Raw genomic sequence first — 16,127 nt, 5'->3', positions numbered from 1 at the left:
CCGGCGGGTCAGCGGGGGGCGGCCGCGGAGCCGGCCCGCCGGATGTCGGGTTCGAGGTAGATGACGCGGGCGATGGGGACGGCGGCGCGCACCCGGGCCTCGGCGTCGTCGATGGCGCGGGCCACGTGGCGGGCGTCGTCGCCCGCGTCGACGGCGATCTTGGCGGCGACGAGCAGCTCCTCGGGGCCCAGGTGCAGGGTCCGCATGTGGATGAGGTCCTCGACCCCGTCGGCGGCGCACAGGGCGTCGCGGATGAGGCGCTGGTGCTCGGGCCCGGCGGCCTCGCCGATGAGCAGGCTCTTCACCTCGACGGCGAGGACGACGGCGATGGCCACGAGCAGGACGCCGATCGCGCCGGTGCCCAGGCCGTCCCACACCCCGTTGCCGGTGACCAGGGTGAGCGAGACTCCGGCGAGCGCGAACAGCAGCCCGAGCAGCGCCCCGGTGTCCTCCAGCAGGATGACGGGGAGTTCGGGCGCCTTGGCGCGGCGGACGAACTGCACCCACCCGGCGCTGCCGCGCACGGCGTTGGACTCCTTGACGGCGGTGCGCAGCGCGAAGCCCTCCAGGACGGCCGCGACCAGCAGGACGGCGACGGGCACCCAGTGCCAGGCGGTGATGGGGTGCGGGTCGCGGATCTTGTGCCACGCCTCGTAGAGCGCGAACAGCCCGCCGAGGCTGAACAGCACGATGGCGACAAGGAAGGCGTAAAGGTAGCGCTCGCGGCCGAAGCCGAACGGGTGCTCGGGCGTTGCGCGGCGGGCCGCCCGCCGGCCGCCGATCAGGAGCAGCGCCTGGTTGCCGGAGTCGGCCACGGAGTGGATCGACTCGGCCAGCATGGCCGAGGACCCGCTCAGCAGGTAGGCCGCGAACTTGGTGGCGGCGATCCCCAGGTTCGCCGCGAGGGCGGTGACGACCGCCCGGGTGCTGCCCTCCGTGCTCATGATTCCGCCCCCCGTCACCGGCGCCGGGCGTCGGCGCCGCCCCGCCCATGATCGCGCTCGGGCGGCCCCGGCGCCAGCAGGGGGTCCGGCGGGGCGCGGCGCCCCGCCGGTCCCGAGGCCGGTCAGCCGGCGGCGGCCAGCCACCGCCCCCAGGCGGCCGACTCCCGGGCGGCGTCGGTGCCGGGCGCGAACACGTGGTGGCCGACGGCCACGGCCGGGCCGCCGCCCATGAACCGGTACAGCCCGTCGCCGGTGCGCACGGCCAGGAACGTGTCGAAGCCCTCGACCGCGTAGTCGACCACCCCGTCGATGGCGGGCAGCCCTTCGGGGGTGAGGCGGACGCGGTCGCCGGCGCGCGCCGACGGCGGCGCGCCGAGCGCGGTGCGCACCCGTTCCCAGGCGGTCGCGGCGTCGGGCGCGGCGGGCCCCTGGGCCATGACGTAGGCGGCGGTGCGGCCGGGGAAGTGGGTCAGGTACTCGCGGAGGTTGTGCAGGTACATGTCCCAGCCGCGCCCGGTCTGGGCGACGTACTCGTCGCCCCAGTCGCCGCCGATGAAGCCGCTGTGCACGAACCGGAACACGGTGGTGCCCTCGCCGCGGCCCTCGACGATGTACTCGAAGGCGTGGAAGGAGCCGTCGGCGCCCTTCTCGCCCTCGGCGGTGTAGCGGTGCGGCGGGTCCCACGCGGTGATGGCGGAGGTCTCCTCGTACCCCTCGACCGCGAGCCGGACGGCGCCGCCGGCGCCGGGGTCGATCTCGTAGGGGCCCATGAACCACGAGGCCAGCCCGGGGCCGGTGGCGACCGCCTCCCAGACCTGCTCGGGCGTCGCCGGCAGTTCCACCTCGCGGCGCAGTTCGAATTCTCGGCCCATGTCACGGCTCCTTGATCGGTTCGGGTGCGGCCGGGTGGACCGCGACCACCAGGCGGTGGTCGCGGCCGCCCTCGGCCGCGGCGTCGTGGTACTTGGCGACCAGCGCGGTCACCGCGTCGGACAGTTCGGCGGCGAATGCGGCGCGGTCGGCCGCCGACGCGAAGCGGACGGTGCCGTCCAGCGCGAAGGTGGCGACCGGGCGCCGGGCCCGGTCGGCGCCGGAGATGAGCGCCCCGACGTCGCGCACCAGGCGGGCGGCCACCGCCAGCAGCCAGCGGGCCGACACCCGGTCGGGCGCCCGCCCCGGGTCGGGCTGCACGGCCGCCAGGGCGGCGGGCGAGATGACGAACGAGGCCGCGGTCGCCCGCAGCAGCCGTTCGACGGCGTTGCCCCGCCGCCGCTCGGCGACGAGTTCGACCAGGCCGTGCCGCTCCAGGGCCCGCAGGTGGTAGTTGACCTTCTGCCGGGGCAGGCCGACCCGCGCGGCCAGCATCGACGCCGAGGACGCCTCGGTCAGCTCGGCGAGGATGCGGGAGCGCACGGGGTCCAGGGCCGCCTCGGCGGCCGCGGGGTCCTCGATCACCGCGATGTCGTCCATGGCCCCACCGTTCCACCGACAATTTATCTTGTCAAGAACACTGGATTGTTCGGTGGGTCGCGGAGGCGGAGGTCACCGGCGGTGCCGGCCGCGCGGACGTGGTATGTTCACGCGGCGCCGCACCGGGAACATTCCGGACGTCCGCGGCGCCGCACGCGCCGGGCAGGAGGGACATCCGTGGGGATCAGGCGGTTGCTGACGCGGCTCGGCTGGGGCGGCGCCTCGGTCGAGACGGTGCTGCGGGACGGGCCGGTCGCACCGGGCGGCACGCTCCACGGCCGGGTGCACATCGAGGGCGGCGAGGTCGACCAGCGCGTCGACCGGCTCACCGTCGGCCTGGTGGTCCGCCTGGAGGACTACAGCGACGTGGAGTTCGAGCGCATCGACGTGCCCGGCGACCCCGTGGTCGCCCGAGGCGCCTCCGCCGTGCGCGACTTCGCGCTGCGCCTGCCCTGGGACATGCCGGTGACCACGCACGGCGACCGGCGGCTCAAGGGCATGGACGTCGGCGTCAACACCCAGCTGCACATCGCGGGGGCCGTCGACCCCGGCGACTTCGACCCGTTCACCGTCGACCCGCTGCCGGCGCAGGCGGCGGTGCTCGACGCGCTGGAGCGGCTGGGCTTCTCCTTCTTCACGGCCGCGGTCAAGGACGGCGACCCGGCCGCCGCCTACCCGGGCACCGGCGCGGGCCGGGGGCGGTCCCCGGTCTACCAGGAGCTGCGGTTCTACCCGCCGGTCGGCGCCCGCGGGCTCGACCGGCTCGACGCCACGTTCGTCTCCGCCGCCGGCGCCACCGACGTGCTGCTGCGCGCCGAGACCTTCGACGGCGTGATGAGCGACGCGTCGCGCACCTGCACGCGCTTCACGGCCGACCACGCCGCCGGCGCCCCGGACTGGGACGCCCGCATCGGCGGCTGGCTGGCGGGCCTGGCCGACCGCGACGGCTGAGGCCGCGCGGGCCGCCGCCGCGCGGCCCGGGTCAGGCGGTGATCTCGGCGAGGATGGTGTCCTCGAACCGGGCCAGCGCGGCGTGCACCGCGCCGAGGACCACGGCGCGGTCGCCCAGCGCCGACAGCTCCAGCTCGGGCGGGAACAGCACCTGCTCGGCGAGCGCGGCGCTCAGCGGGGCGCGCAGCACGTCGCCGATGCTGGACACGCCGCCGCCCAGCACGAGCAGCTCGGGGTTGAGCACCAGCAGCATCGGCGCGATGCCCTGGGCGAGGCGGCCGCACAGGGTGCGCAGCACCCGCAGCGCGGCCGGGTCGCCGTCGCGGGCGCTCGCCGCCAGCGCGGGCAGCCGGTCGCCGGGGCCGCCGGCGGCGAACCGCCGGCGCAGCGGGGAGTCGGCGGGCACCTCCGGGCGGGCGAGTTCGGCCTCGACCATGGCGACGATGGCGTGCGCGTTGACGTGGGCCTCCAGCGGCCCGTACCCGGCGGGCGGGCGCACGTGCGGTGGCAGCCGGGTGTAGCCGATCTCGCCGGCGGCGCCGTCCTGGCCGCGCAGCAGCCGGCCGCCCGTGGTGATGCCGGCGCCCAGCCGCTCCCCCAGCAGCACGAACACCACGTCGGCCCGGTCGCGGGCCACCCCCACCGCCTGCTCGGCGAGCACGGCCAGGTTGGCGTCGTTGTCGATGTCCAGCGGGCAGTCGAGGAACCCGGCCGCCCACGCGCCGAAGTCGACCTCGTCCCACCCCGGCAGGGCGGGCGCGAGCAGCACCCGCTGCCGGTGCGGGACGACGGCGCCGGGGGTGGCCAGCGACGCGGCGAGGACGGGCGCGTCCGCCGCCCCGGCCATGACGTCGTCCACGGCGGCCCGCGCGGCCGACAGCCGGTCGGCGGCCGGGGTGGCCGGGGTGACGGCGCGGCGGGCCCACGCCGCGGGACGCCCGCGCAGGTCGGCCCGGCAGGCCGAGACCTTGTGCGCGCCCACGTCGACGCCGAGCACCCACCCGGCGCGGGCGTTGAACGCGTAGGTGCGGGCGGGGCGGCCGGGTGAGCGGCGCCCGCTCTGCGGCCGGCCCTCGCTGGCCTCCACCCACCCCTGCCCGCCCAGCGAGTCGACGAGCGCCTCGACGGTGGGCCGGGACAGCCCGGTCTCGCGCATCAGGGCGGACACGCGCACCGGCCCCGGGGCGGCGCGCAGGGTCGTCAGCACGAGCGTCGTGTTGAGGTGGCGCATCGCGGTCATCGACCCGACGACCGGCTTGGTCATCTCGTCCCCCCTCGGTCGGAACCGTTCCATGATCGCGTGCGGAGGAGTGTTGACAGCAGCTCACCGCATCCTGTTCGATTTGTAAATCGTGTTTCGAAACACAGCGAACGGAGGCGGCATGGCAAGAATCGGCCCGGGGCCGCGGGCGCGGACCGCCGCCCTCGCCGCGGGGCTCGTACTCGCGGCCACCGGCTGCGCCGGGAGCCTGCCCGACGAGGACAGCGGCGCGGTGGTGACGTTCGCCGTCACCCGCGCCTCCGGCGGCAACATGGACGCCATCATCGACCGCTACAACGAGGCCAACCCCGACGCGCGGGTGCGGATCGTCTACCTCGCGGCCGACGCCGACGCCCAGCGCACGGCGATGGTGCAGGACCTCCAGGCCCGCGCCGGCCGCTACGACGTGCTCTACACCGACGCCGTGTGGACGGCCGAGTTCGCCGCCCGGGGCTGGCTCGAACCGCTCGACGCCGACCGGTTCGCCGGGCCCGACATCCTCCCCGCCGCAGCGGCCACCGGCACCTACCAGGGCACCCTCTACGCCGCCCCCTTCGCCACCGGCACCGGCATGCTGTACTACCGCAGCGACCTCCTGGACGAGCCGCCCACCACCTGGGACGAACTGATCGACGCCTGCGCCGTGGCCGAGGAGCACGACATGGACTGCTACGCCGGGCAGTTCAGCCGCTACGAGGGGCTGACCGTGAACGCCACCGAGGCGATCGCGTCGGCCGGCGGCCGCATCTTCGACGAGGACGGGAACGTCGTGGTCGACTCCCCCGAGAGCCGCGCCGGGCTGGAGTTCCTGGTCGACGGCCTGGAGCAGGGCCGCATCCCGCAGGCGGCCCTCACCTACATGGAGAACGAGGCCCGCCTGGCGTTCCAGCGCGGCGACCTGCTGTTCATGCGCAACTGGGCGTTCGCCTGGCCCGCCATGGAGGAGCCCGGCCCCGAGTCCAACGTGCAGGGGAGGTTCGACGCGGTCCCGCTGCCCGGCCTGGACGGGCCCGGCACCGGCACCCTCGGCGGCAACAACCTGGCCGTGTCGGCCTACAGCGGGCACAAGGAGGAGGCGCTGCGGTTCGTGGAGTATGTGACCAGCGAGTCCGTGCAGGCCGAGTGGATGGCCGACACCAACACCCCCACCTCCTGGCAGACCAACTACGAGGACGAGGAGCTGATGGCCGGCGCCCCGCACCTCGTGCCGCAGCGGGCGGCGCTCGACAGCGTCCTGCCGCGGCCCCAGTCCCCGCGCTACAACGACGTCACCAACGCCGTGCAGCGCCACGTGTACTCCGCCCTGACCGGTGAGAAGACCGTCGACCAGGCGCTCGCCGACCTCCAGGCCGAACTCGAACGGGTGGTGGCGAGCGCATGACCGCACCGGACACCGCGAGCGCGCCGCCCCCCGGCGCCCGCACACCGCGCCCCCGGCGCCGGGCCGGCGGCGAACGCGCCACCGAGCGGCGGCTGGCCGCCCTCCTGCTCGCGCCGATGCTGGCGGCGCTCGGCCTCGTCGTCGCCTACCCGGTGGCCTCCGCGGTCTACCGGTCGTTCTTCGACGACCCGATCGGCGGCGAGCCCGCGTTCATCGGGCTGCGCAACTACGCCGACGCCCTGTTCGGCTACGGCAGCGAGGGCTTCTGGGCGGCGCTCGGCAACACCGCCGTGTTCACCGTCGTCACCGTGGTGGTCGAGACCCTGCTGGGCCTGGTCATGGCCCTGGTCATGCACCGGGCGTTCCGCGGGCGCGGCATCGTGCGCGCGTCGGTGCTGCTGCCGTGGGCGCTGCCGACCGCCGTCAGCGCGGTCATCTGGGGGTGGATGCTGCAGCCCGACGGCATCGTCAACGCCCTGATCGGCGCCGAGGTCGTGTGGGGCGGCAGCGAGTGGCCGGCCAAGTGGTCGATCATCTTCGCCGAGGTGTGGAAGACCGCCCCGTTCGTGGCGCTGCTCATCCTGGCCGGCCTGCAGACCATCCCGCCGCACCTGTACGAGGCGGCGGCCATCGACGGCGCCTCGGCCTGGCGCCGGTTCACCTCGATCACCCTCCCGCTGGCCAAGCCGGCCATCGTCGTCGCGGTGCTGTTCCGCACCCTGGACGCCCTGCGCATGTACGACCTGCCGCAGATCCTGACCGGCGGGGCCAACAACACCGAGACGCTGTCGATGCTCGTTGTGCGGGCGGCCACCAGCGAACTCAAGCAGGGCTACGGCGGGGCGCTGTCCACGATCACCTTCCTGTTCGTGTTCCTCTGCGCGTTCCTGCTGATCCGCACCATCGGGGCGAACGTGTTCGCCGGGATCAGGGAAGAGGGGACCAGATGAGCACCGCGACCGCGAGACGCCCCCGGGGCCGCCGCCCGGCCACCTGGGAGACCTGGGTGATCGGCGCCGGCATGGTGCTGCTCGTGCTCTACTGCCTGGCGCCGTTCTACTGGATGTTCGTGTCCAGCCTGAAGGGCCCGGCCGAGATCACCGTCAACAACCTGTGGCCGGACGACCCCACTCTGGTGAACTACACGGGCGTGTTCGGCGGGTCCAACGACTTCGGCTACGCCGTCCGCAACAGCCTGGTGATCGCGGTGTCCACCACGGTGCTCGCCATGGTGATCGCCGTGTTCTCCGGCTACGCGCTGGCCCGGCTGCGCTTCCGCGGCCGCAACCTGGTGCTGGCGCTGGTGCTGGCGTGCTCGATGTTCCCCGGGGTCGCCATCGTCACCCCGCTCTACCAGCTCTTCAGCGACTGGGGGTGGATCGACGAGTACCAGGCGATGGTCCTGCCCAACATCAGCTTCGCGCTGCCGCTGGCCATCTTCGTCCTCACCACGTTCTTCCGGGAGATGCCGTGGGAGCTGGAGGAGGCGGCCCGGGTCGACGGCTGCGGCCCGGTCGGCGCGTTCGCGCGGGTCATCCTGCCCCTCGCCGCCCCCGGCGTGGCGACGACGAGCCTGCTGGTGTTCTTCGCGGCGTGGAACGAGTACCTGATCTCCAGCGTCGTGTCCATCACGCTGGCGTCCAACCCGGTGACCGTGGCGATCGCCAAGTTCGCCGGCGACACCGAGTTCCAGCAGCCGTTCGGATCGCAGATGGCGGCGGGGGTCGTGGTGACCCTCCCGCTGGTGGTGCTGGTCCTGCTGTTCCAGCGCCGCATCGTCAAGGGGCTGTCCGCCGGGAGTTTCCGGTGACGGCGGGGACGCGAACGGAGGAGGGGCCGATGGCACCCGTGCGGGTACTGATCGTCGGAGCGGGGTCGCGCGGCAGCGGGTACGCCGCGTGGATCCGCCGCCACCCCGAGGTGGCGGAGGTGGTGGCCGTCGCCGAACCCCGGGCCGAGTACCGCGAACCGCTCGCCGACGCCCACGGGCTGCCCGCCGACGCCCGGTTCACCGACTGGCGCGACGCGGCGGCGCTGCCCCGGCTGGCCGACGCCGCGCTGGTGTGCACCCTGGACGACGCCCACCTGGAACCCGCGCTGGCGTTCGCGGACCGCGGCTACCACCTGCTGGTGGAGAAGCCCCTGGCGCAGACCCGAGCGGACTGCGAGGCCATCGTCGAGGCCGCACGCCGCAACGGGGTGCTGCTGGGCGTCTGCCACGTGCTGCGCTACGCGCCCTACACGCGGCTGCTGAAGGAGGTGATCGACTCCGGGCGGATCGGCGAGATCGTCAGCGTCGACCACCTGGAGCCCGTGGGCTTCTGGCACCAGGCGCACTCCTACGTGCGGGGCAACTGGCGGCGGGCGGCCGACACCGCGCCCATGCTGATGGCGAAGTCCTGCCACGACCTGGACTGGCTGCGGCACATCGTCGGCCGCGACGCCACGTCGGTGTCGTCGTTCGGCCGGCTGAAGCACTTCCGGCCGGAGGAGGCCCCGGCGGGGGCCGCCGACCGGTGCGTCGACTGCCCCGTGGAGCCGTCCTGCGCCTACTCGGCGCCGCGCATCTACGGCCGGTTCGTGGCCGAGGGGCGGACCGGGTGGCCGCTGGACGTGCTCACGCCCAAGCCCGACGCGGAGTCCGTCGCGGCGGCGCTGCGCGACGGGCCGTACGGGCGGTGCGTCTACCACTCCGACAACGACGTGGTCGACCACCAGGTGGTGGCGCTGGAGTTCGAGGGCGGGGCGACCGCGACGTTCACGATGACCGCGTTCACCCGGGCCCGGCCGCGCGAGACGTCGATCTTCGGCACGCACGGCGAGGTGTACTGCGACGGGGACCGGATCACGGTCTACGACTTCCTCACCGACACCAGCGAGACCATCGACGTCGCCACGGCCAACGACGGGCTGATCGACTCCGGGCACGGCGGGGGCGACGACGCCCTGCTGGCGTCCTTCCTCCCGGCGGTCGCGGCGGGCGACCCGTCCCTGGTCGCCACCAGTGGGGAGGACGCGCTGCGGTCGCACCTCCTGGTGTTCGCCGCCGAACAGTCCCGCCTGGAGGGCCGCGTCGTCCCCCTGCGGGAGTACACCGGCTGACCGGGCCGGGGCCGGTCGGGGATGGGCCGGGCCGGGCCGACGCTGAGCCGGAGCCAGAGGCGGGACTGAGTCGGACCGGATCGGGCCCGGCCGGGGCCGTCCGAGCACAGGGCCGGCCGGGCCGCCCAGCCCGGCCGGTCAAACGCCGGCCAGGCGGGCGGACCCGAGTCGAGCCGGGGTCAGCGGCCGCGTTCGGTCAGCCAGGCGTCGAGGGCGAGGGCGGTGTCGGCGGCGTGCTCCTCCATCATGGTCAGGTGGTCGCCGGGCACGTTCAGCTCCGAGTGGGGGGCGTCCCACGCGAACCGCCACCGGCCGCCGCCCACCGGGGCGCCGGAGCGGTCGCGCACCGGCCCGGTGGGGCGGACGAGCACCGTCGGCGTCCGCAGCCGACGGGGCCGCCAGCCGTCGAACACCCGCAGGTAGGCGCCCATGGCGGTGACCCTGGTGGCGTCCATGAGGCCCAGCCGCTCCTCGCGTTCGAGCACCGCCGTCTGGATGATCGGATAGGTGGTGGCGTCGCCGGGCATCGGGCTGTCCAGCAGCACCAGCGCCCGGGGGCGCGCGCCCCGGCGCTCCAGCCGCTCGGCGACCGCGTGCGCGACCCACCCGCCGGACGAGCGCCCCACGATGACGAACGGGGCGTCCCCCCAGGTGCGGGTGACCGCGTCGGCCTGGAGGTCGACAACGGCGTCGATGGACGCGGGCAGCGGCTCCCCCGGGGCGAACCCGGGTTCGGGCAGGACCACGACGTCGCGGCGGCCGCGCAGGGCGGCGGCGAAACGGGCGTACTCCTGCGGTCCCGACACCATGACCAGCGACGCGAAGCAGGCCAGGGCGGGACGCTCCCGGTCGGCCCGGGCCAGCCGGACGGGGGCCGGGGGGCGTTCGACCTCGTCGGGGGCGGTGAACGACGGGCGCAGCAGCGACGCGGCCTGGACGAGGGTGATCCCGTCCTCGATCCGCCGGGCCCGGCACGCCGACCGGAACAACTCGACCACCCCCTGCTCCAGATCCCCCACCGGAACAGCGGCCGGGGTGGGGGGCGGGGTGGAGGTGGAGAGCGGGCTTTCGGACGGGGTGCCACCGACACCGGTCGCGGCGTCCGGGCCGGTCGGGTCGGCCGAACCGGAGCGGACCGAAGACCCGGGCGGGACGGCCGGGTCGACCGAGGTGGCCGGGACAGTTATGGCGGCCGCATCGGCCGGGGTGGCCAGGTGGGCACGGGCTCCCGGAGACGCGGTCGGGGACGCGAGAAGCGGCCGGTCGCCCCCGAGGGCTCCGGTCCCACTTCCCGGCGGGGCCACACGCGGGCGCCGCCGGGGCAACGGAGCCCCGACCGAGCCGGGCCGTCCAGGGTGGTCCGGTCGCGCGGGAACGCCCGGCACGGGATCGCCGTCGGTCGCGGACGCGCCCGCGAACGCGGTGGTGGCCGCACCCGCGCCGACGCCCGTACCGACGCCAGCAGCAGCGGCGGCGGCACCGGCGGCGGCAGCGCTGACACCGGTCGGCCCGGAACCACCCGCGACCGCGCCGATGCCGCGCGGGGCGGTGGTCGACTCAGCCGGGGGTCCGAATGGGGTCCCGGCCGGGGACCCGCTCCCGGAGGGGCGGAATCCTCCCTGGGGCGGGACGGCGCCGGACGGTTCGGGCGCCGCAGCCACGGCGGCGCCCGCGCCCGGGATCGAGGCGCGCAGCGCGCGGGCCACCGCACGCGGTGTCGGATGGGTGAAGACGAGGGCGGCGGGCAGGCGCAGGCCGGTGGCCGTGTTGAGGGCGTTCCGCAGCTCGACGGCCGTCAGCGAGTCGAAGCCGAGTTCGAGGAACCCCTGGTCGGGGTCGACCGCACCCGCGCCGTCGTGGCCGAGCACGCCGGCGGCGCGCGCCCGCACCAGCGCCGTCAGTACCTCCTCGGCCGGTTCGGGGGCGAGCGCGGCCAGGCGGGCGCGCAGCTCGCGGGGCCCGCCGTCCCCCTTCCCCTCGGCGCGCACCCGCCGACGGGGGGCGCGGACGAGGCCACGGAACAGCGGGGGGACGGTCCCGTCGTCGGCGGCGCGGCGGGCCACGGCGGGCAGGTCCAGTGGCATCGGCACCAGGTGCGGGCGCCCGTCCGCGAGCGCGGCGTCGAGCAGCGCCAGGCCGTGCTCGGCGGAGAGCTGGGCGGCCATGCCCATGCGGGCCATGCGGCCGAGGTCGGTCGTGTCGACGCGGCCGGTCATGGCGCTGCGCCGCTCCCACAGGCCCCACGCCAGCGCGACGGCGGGCAGGCCGAGGGCGCGGCGGTGGTGGGCGAGCGCGTCGAGGAAGGTGTTGGCGGCCGCGTAGTTGGCCTGGCCGGGGGCGCCCAGGACGCCCGCCGCCGAGGAGAACAGCACGAAGGCGGCGAGATCGCGGTCGCGGGTCAGCACGTGCAGGTTCCACGCGGCGTCGGCCTTGGGGCGGAGCACGGCGGCGAACCGGTCGGGGGTGAGGGCGGTGACCACGCCGTCGTCCAGGACGCCCGCGATGTGCGCGACCGCGCGCAGCGGACGGTGCGGCGGGATCGCGTCGAGGACGCGGGCGAGCGCGTCGGCGTCGGCGGCGTCGCAGGCGGCCGCAGCGACGTCGGCGCCCAGCGGGGCGAGTTCCGCCCGCACCTCGGCCATCCGGGGGTCGGCGTCGCCGCGCCGGCTGAGCAGCAGCAGGTGCCGCACCCCGTGGCGCCGCACCAGGTGCCCGGCCACCAACCGCCCCAGCGTCCCGGTGCCGCCGGTGACCAGCACCGTGCCCTCCCCGAGCCCGCCGCCCCGGGACGGCCCAGGGTCCATCGTCCCGTCCGGCCCGCCCGCCGCACGGGCGCCCACCGCCCCCACCCCACCCGGGACAACGGCCCCCGCCCCGACCGAGGACACTCCGGACAGCTGCACGCCGACTCCGGCCGAGGACGCTCCCGCAGAGGACGAGGCGTCCCCGGCCACAGGCGTTCCGTTTCCAACCGGGGGCGCGGCATGCCCAGCCGAGGACGAGCCGATCCCGGCCGCGTCCGCCATCGGCCCGGTACCCGCGCCGGACGCACGATTCTGATCCGGCCTCCCGCCGACCGACCGCTCCGGGCTCGCGCCGGCCGCGCCGACGGCGGGCGCGGCGGCGCGGTGCCGGGCGCCGATGGGTGCCGCGTCCGCCGCGCGGACGGCCTCCTCCCTCGGCGCCGGGAGTCCGTCGGCCGCCTTCCCCGAAGCGGAGCGGGCGCCGCCCGTCATCGGAGCCGGGAAGCCGTCGGCCGCCTCCGCCGAGGCGGGGCGGGCGCCGCCCGTCGCCGGCGGACCAGGGGCAACGGGCCGGAGTGGAGCAGGGACCTGTCGGGTGGCGGCTCGGGACAGGCGGGGGGCGTGCAGGGCACCGTTGCGAATGGCGGTCTCCGGTTCGCCCGTGGCCAGCGCCGCCGCCAGCAGGGCCGCGTCGGTGCCGTCCGTGTCGACCAGGACGAACCGCCCCGGGTGCTCCGCGCGCGCGGCGCGGAGGAGGCCCCACACAGCGGAGCGCGCCAGGTCAGGGACACCGTCGCCGGGGACGGCCGCCACCGCACCCCGGGTGACCACGGCGATCCGGGTATCGGCCAGGGCGTCGGTGTCGAGCAGTGTCCGAACGGCGTCGAGCACCCCGGCGAGCGCGGCGCGCGCCTCCACCGGGGGCGCACCGGAGGCGGTCGCGAGCAGGGGCAGCAGGACGACGCCGGGTGCCGGAGCACCATCGGCGACGGCCGCGCCGAGCGCGGCCAGGTCGCGGAAACGGCCGACGTCCGTACCGCCGGGTCCGCCCCCGACCTCGCCGGAACCACCCACAACACCGTGCAGTCCGTCCGGAGGGTCCGCGCTGGAGGCGTCCGGTCGTCCGGGTGGGTGGGTCGGTGGGTTCTCGGGGCTGAGGAGGGCCGTGTCCGCTGTGGTGCCGATGACGGCCCAGCGCTCCGGGGGTGGGGCGGTACGCGGCCACGGGAGTTCGGGCCAGTCCACGGTGAAGAGGTCGTCGCGGTGCGCGGGCGCGCCCAGGCGGTCGGCCGCGACCGGGCGCAGCGTGAGCGCCTCCGCCGTCAGAACGGGGCCGCCGTGCGGGTCGTCGGCGCGGACCGCGACCGTCTCGGGGCCGGTCCGGGTCAGCCGCACCCGCAGCTCGGTGGCGCCCGCCGCGTGCAGGGTGACCCCGCTCCAGTCGAAGGGCAGCAGCACGCCGACCGGGCCGGAGTCGGGCGCGGGGGCAGTGTCGGGGACGGTCTCGGGGGTGGCGCCGGTGGCGGTGGCGGTGGCGGTAATGGCGTCGGAGGCGGCGCCGGTCGCGAGGGCCGCGTCGGCGTCGGCGCCGGGAGTGGGTTCGGCATCGGTGGTGGCTGCGGGGATGGCGGCCAGGGGGTGCAGGGCGGCGTCGAGGAGGGCCGGGTGGAGGCCGCAGCGGGCCGCGTCCTCGCGCATGGCGTCGGGCAGGCGCACCTCGGCGAGGACGGCGCCGTCGACCCGCCACGCCGCCCGCAGCCCGGAGAACGCCGGGCCGTACCCGTACCCGGCCTCGGCCAGGCGGGCGCGGAGCCGCCCGACGTCGACCGGCACCGCGCCGGCGGGCGGCCAGGCCGCGTCCACCGCAGCGGGCACCGCCCCCTCCGCCTCCCGCACCAGGCGGCCGGTGGCGTGCAGGGTCCACGGCGCGCCGTCGTCGCCGGGCGCGTGCGCCGTCCACGGCCGGGAGTGGACGGACAGCTCCCGGCCGCCGTCCTCCGCCGGGCCGACGGCGACCTGGAGCGCGACCGCGCCCCGCTCGGGCAGGGTCAGCGGGGCGCGCAGGGTGAGGTCGCGGAGGTGCGGGTGGCCGACGCGGTCGCCCGCGACCAGGGCCAGGTCGGCGAACGCGGTGCCCGGCAGCAGGACGGTGCCCGCGACGGCGTGGTCGGCCAGCCAGGGGTGGGTGCTCAGGGAGAGCCGGCCGGTGAACAGGGTCGCGCCGGTGCCCGCGACGGGGACCGCCCCGTGGAGCAGCGGGTGGTCGGCGCCCGGCCCGGCCGGCCCGGCGGGGGCGGCGCTCATGGCGGCGTCGGCCCAGTACCGGGCCCGCTCGAAGGGGTAGGTGGGCAGCGCGACGGGGCGCGCGGGCGCGCCCAGGACGGCGCGCCAGTCCGGCGCCACCCCGTGGACGTGCGCGGCGGCGACGGCCAGGGCGAACCGTTCGGGGCCGCCGTCGTCGCGGCGCAGGGTCTCCAGGACGGCCGCGTCGGCGGCCCGGCCGCCCGCCTCCTCCAGGGTCTCGCTGATGGGTGCGGTCAGCACGGGGTGCGGGCTGACCTCGATGAACGCGGTGTGCCCCCGGTCGGCGAGATCGCGCACCGCCTGGGCGAACCGGACCGGCCGGCGGAGGTTGTCGCACCAGTAGGCGGCGTCGAGCCGGCCGCCGTCGACCCGTCCGGCGCGGACCGACGAGTGGAAGGGGACGTCCCCGGGGCGCGGCCGGATGGGTGCCAGCGCCGCCATGAGCCGTTCCCGCAGCGGGTCGACCTGCGGGGAGTGGGCGGCGAACGCGACGGGCAGCCGGCGGGCGGGGACGCCTTCGGCGGCGCAGGCGGCGGCGAGGCCGTCGAGCGCGGCGGGGTCTCCGGAGACGACCACCGACGCGGGGCCGTTCACGGCGGCGACGCACAGGGCGTCGCCCCACTGCTCCAGGAGCCGCGCCGCGCGCTCCTCGGGCAGCGGGAGGGAGAGCATCCCGCCCGCTCCGGTCAGGGCCGCGCCGAGGCGGGACCGCAGGGCCACCACGCGCGCGGCGTCGGGCAGGTCGAGCGCCCCCGCCACGCAGGCCGCCGCGACCTCGCCCTGGGAGTGCCCGACGACGGCGTCCGGCGCCACCCCGGCGGCCCGCCACGCGGCGGCGAGGCCGACCATGACGGCGAACAGGGCGGGTTGGACGACGTCGACCCGGTCGAGCGGCGGCGCCCCGTCGGCGCCGCGCAGGACGTCCTCCAGGGACCAGTCCAGGTACGGGGCGAGGGCGTCGGCGCAGTCGGCGACGCGGGAGCGGAACACCGGGGACGCCGCCAGCAGGCCGCGCGCCATGCCCGGCCACTGCGATCCCTGGCCGGGGAACACGAACACCACGGGGCCGCCGGCCCGCCGGTGCTCGCCCCGGACCGTGTGCCGGGGCGCGGCGCCGTCGGCGAGGCCGCGCAGCCCGGCCAGCAGGCCGTCGCGGTCGGTGCCCACCACGGCGGCCCGGTGCCGGAAGTGCGTCCGGGTGGTGGCGAGGGCGGAGGCCACGTCGACCGGGTCCGGGCCGGGGTCGGCGCCGACCCTGTCGGCGACGCGGCGGGCCTGCGCGGCGAGGGCCCGTTCGGTCCGCCCGGAGACCACCCACACGGCCACCCGCCCGCGCCCGTCCTCCGGGCTCGGCGCGAACAGGGCCGTGCCCGGTCGGTCCGCGCCGGTGGCGGCGTCCGCCGCCGCGCGTTCCGGCATCGGGGCGCGTTCCGGCCCGTGCCCGCCACCGGTCGCGGCCGGGGACGGGCCGCCGGGCGCGGTACCGGGCGGGTCCGCCCGCGTCCCCCCGTCGTCCCGCTGCGGGACGGCCATGGTGGCAGGGGCTTCCCGACCGTGCCCGGTGTCGGCCTCGGCCGTGCGGCCCCGGGCCTCGGGCGCGGCAGCGGTCGCGGCGGCCGCGTCCGGCCGCCCGGCGCCGTCGGGGCGCGGACGGGGGGAAGGGGAATCCGCCGGCTCGGTCTCCGGTGCGCGGTCGCCCGTGGCCCCGGAGCCGTCCCGGTTCTCGGCGGAGTGGCCCGCACCGCCCTCTGTCGGGGACCCCTCCCCCACCGGAGCCGCCTCCACCCCGACGGCCGCGAACGTCTCAGGGTCCGACATCTCGGACACACCGGCCGCAGCGGTCCCACCGCTCCCCGCCGTACCCGGCGCGACCGCCCCCGTTGCGGAGAGGTGACCGCCACTCGGCGCGGAGGCGTCGACCTCGCCGATGCCCTCGGAGCCGTCCCGGTCGGTCGCGGTGGCGGCGGGCC

The 16,127-nt window shown here is 76.8% G+C and carries 10 protein-coding genes; 5 read left to right on the top strand and 5 right to left on the bottom strand.

Going from position 1 to position 16,127, the window contains the following annotated elements; genetic code table 11:
• Positions 1-8 precede the first annotated feature (8 nt).
• The 3 genes from NT8_RS21200 to NT8_RS21190 form a co-directional block, all read right to left on the bottom strand.
• Positions 9-944: a cation diffusion facilitator family transporter gene (locus NT8_RS21200; RefSeq protein WP_067972513.1), complete on the bottom strand. Its 936-nt coding sequence runs from the start codon at positions 942-944 to the stop codon at positions 9-11.
• Between the two features lie 122 nt (positions 945-1,066).
• Entirely contained in the window at positions 1,067-1,816 is a 750-nt protein-coding gene (locus tag NT8_RS21195) for an SRPBCC family protein (RefSeq protein WP_067972510.1), read from the bottom strand.
• Position 1,817: 1 nt separating this feature from the next.
• Positions 1,818-2,414 carry an ArsR/SmtB family transcription factor gene (locus tag NT8_RS21190; RefSeq protein ID WP_174549612.1) on the bottom strand — a complete coding sequence of 199 codons (597 nt, stop codon included), beginning with the start codon at positions 2,412-2,414 and terminating at the stop codon, positions 1,818-1,820.
• Between the two features lie 192 nt (positions 2,415-2,606).
• On the opposite strand from NT8_RS21190, the gene NT8_RS21185 reads away from it, so the two are divergent.
• Positions 2,607-3,365, top strand: a complete 759-nt coding sequence (locus NT8_RS21185; protein WP_067972508.1) for a sporulation protein — start codon at positions 2,607-2,609, stop codon at positions 3,363-3,365.
• A 31-nt stretch (positions 3,366-3,396) separates the two neighbouring features.
• On the opposite strand, the gene NT8_RS21180 is transcribed toward NT8_RS21185, so the two are convergent.
• Complete coding sequence (locus NT8_RS21180; protein WP_067972505.1) at positions 3,397-4,629, bottom strand: ROK family protein; 1,233 nt, start codon at positions 4,627-4,629, stop codon at positions 3,397-3,399.
• A gap of 118 nt (positions 4,630-4,747) precedes the next feature.
• Between NT8_RS21180 and NT8_RS21175 the strand changes: the two genes are divergently transcribed.
• From NT8_RS21175 to NT8_RS21160, 4 genes are read left to right on the top strand one after another with little or no spacing between them, the layout of a single operon-like run.
• Positions 4,748-6,007, top strand: coding sequence for an ABC transporter substrate-binding protein (locus tag NT8_RS21175; protein WP_067972501.1), 1,260 nt, complete (start codon positions 4,748-4,750; stop codon positions 6,005-6,007).
• A complete protein-coding gene (locus NT8_RS21170; RefSeq protein WP_067972498.1) occupies positions 6,004-6,957 on the top strand; it encodes a carbohydrate ABC transporter permease in 954 nt (317 codons plus the stop codon). Before NT8_RS21175 ends, NT8_RS21170 begins: the two co-directional genes overlap by 4 nt.
• Positions 6,954-7,817, top strand: a complete 864-nt coding sequence (locus tag NT8_RS21165; protein ID WP_067972495.1) for a carbohydrate ABC transporter permease — start codon at positions 6,954-6,956, stop codon at positions 7,815-7,817. The genes NT8_RS21170 and NT8_RS21165 overlap by 4 nt, the downstream gene beginning before the upstream one ends.
• A 29-nt stretch (positions 7,818-7,846) precedes the next feature.
• Entirely contained in the window at positions 7,847-9,109 is a 1,263-nt protein-coding gene (locus tag NT8_RS21160; RefSeq protein ID WP_067972492.1) for a Gfo/Idh/MocA family protein, read from the top strand.
• Positions 9,110-9,288: 179 nt separating this feature from the next.
• Here the strand turns inward: NT8_RS21160 and NT8_RS21155 are convergent, their stop codons facing one another.
• Complete coding sequence (locus tag NT8_RS21155; protein ID WP_169805240.1) at positions 9,289-15,576, bottom strand: SDR family NAD(P)-dependent oxidoreductase; 6,288 nt, start codon at positions 15,574-15,576, stop codon at positions 9,289-9,291.
• Positions 15,577-16,127: the final 551 nt, after the last annotated feature.

It is taken from the genome of Nocardiopsis trehalosi NBRC 14201, from assembly GCF_001552555.1.
GTDB classification, from domain to species: domain Bacteria; phylum Actinomycetota; class Actinomycetes; order Streptosporangiales; family Streptosporangiaceae; genus Nocardiopsis_B; species Nocardiopsis_B trehalosi.
This window is presented reverse-complemented; position numbering and strand designations above follow the sequence as displayed.

Excerpts from the sequence above, each read along its gene's own strand:
- NT8_RS21200 (WP_067972513.1), bottom strand. The coding sequence starts at position 944 with ATGAGCACGGAGGGCAGCACCCGGGCGGTCGTCACCGCCCTCGCGGCG.
- NT8_RS21195 (WP_067972510.1), bottom strand. The coding sequence starts at position 1,816 with ATGGGCCGAGAATTCGAACTGCGCCGCGAGGTGGAACTGCCGGCGACG.
- NT8_RS21190 (WP_174549612.1), bottom strand. The coding sequence starts at position 2,414 with ATGGACGACATCGCGGTGATCGAGGACCCCGCGGCCGCCGAGGCGGCC.
- NT8_RS21180 (WP_067972505.1), bottom strand. The coding sequence starts at position 4,629 with ATGACCAAGCCGGTCGTCGGGTCGATGACCGCGATGCGCCACCTCAAC.
- NT8_RS21175 (WP_067972501.1), top strand. The coding sequence starts at position 4,748 with ATGGCAAGAATCGGCCCGGGGCCGCGGGCGCGGACCGCCGCCCTCGCC.
- NT8_RS21170 (WP_067972498.1), top strand. The coding sequence starts at position 6,004 with ATGACCGCACCGGACACCGCGAGCGCGCCGCCCCCCGGCGCCCGCACA.
- NT8_RS21165 (WP_067972495.1), top strand. The coding sequence starts at position 6,954 with ATGAGCACCGCGACCGCGAGACGCCCCCGGGGCCGCCGCCCGGCCACC.
- NT8_RS21160 (WP_067972492.1), top strand. The coding sequence starts at position 7,847 with ATGGCACCCGTGCGGGTACTGATCGTCGGAGCGGGGTCGCGCGGCAGC.
- NT8_RS21155 (WP_169805240.1), bottom strand. The coding sequence starts at position 15,576 with ATGCCGGAACGCGCGGCGGCGGACGCCGCCACCGGCGCGGACCGACCG.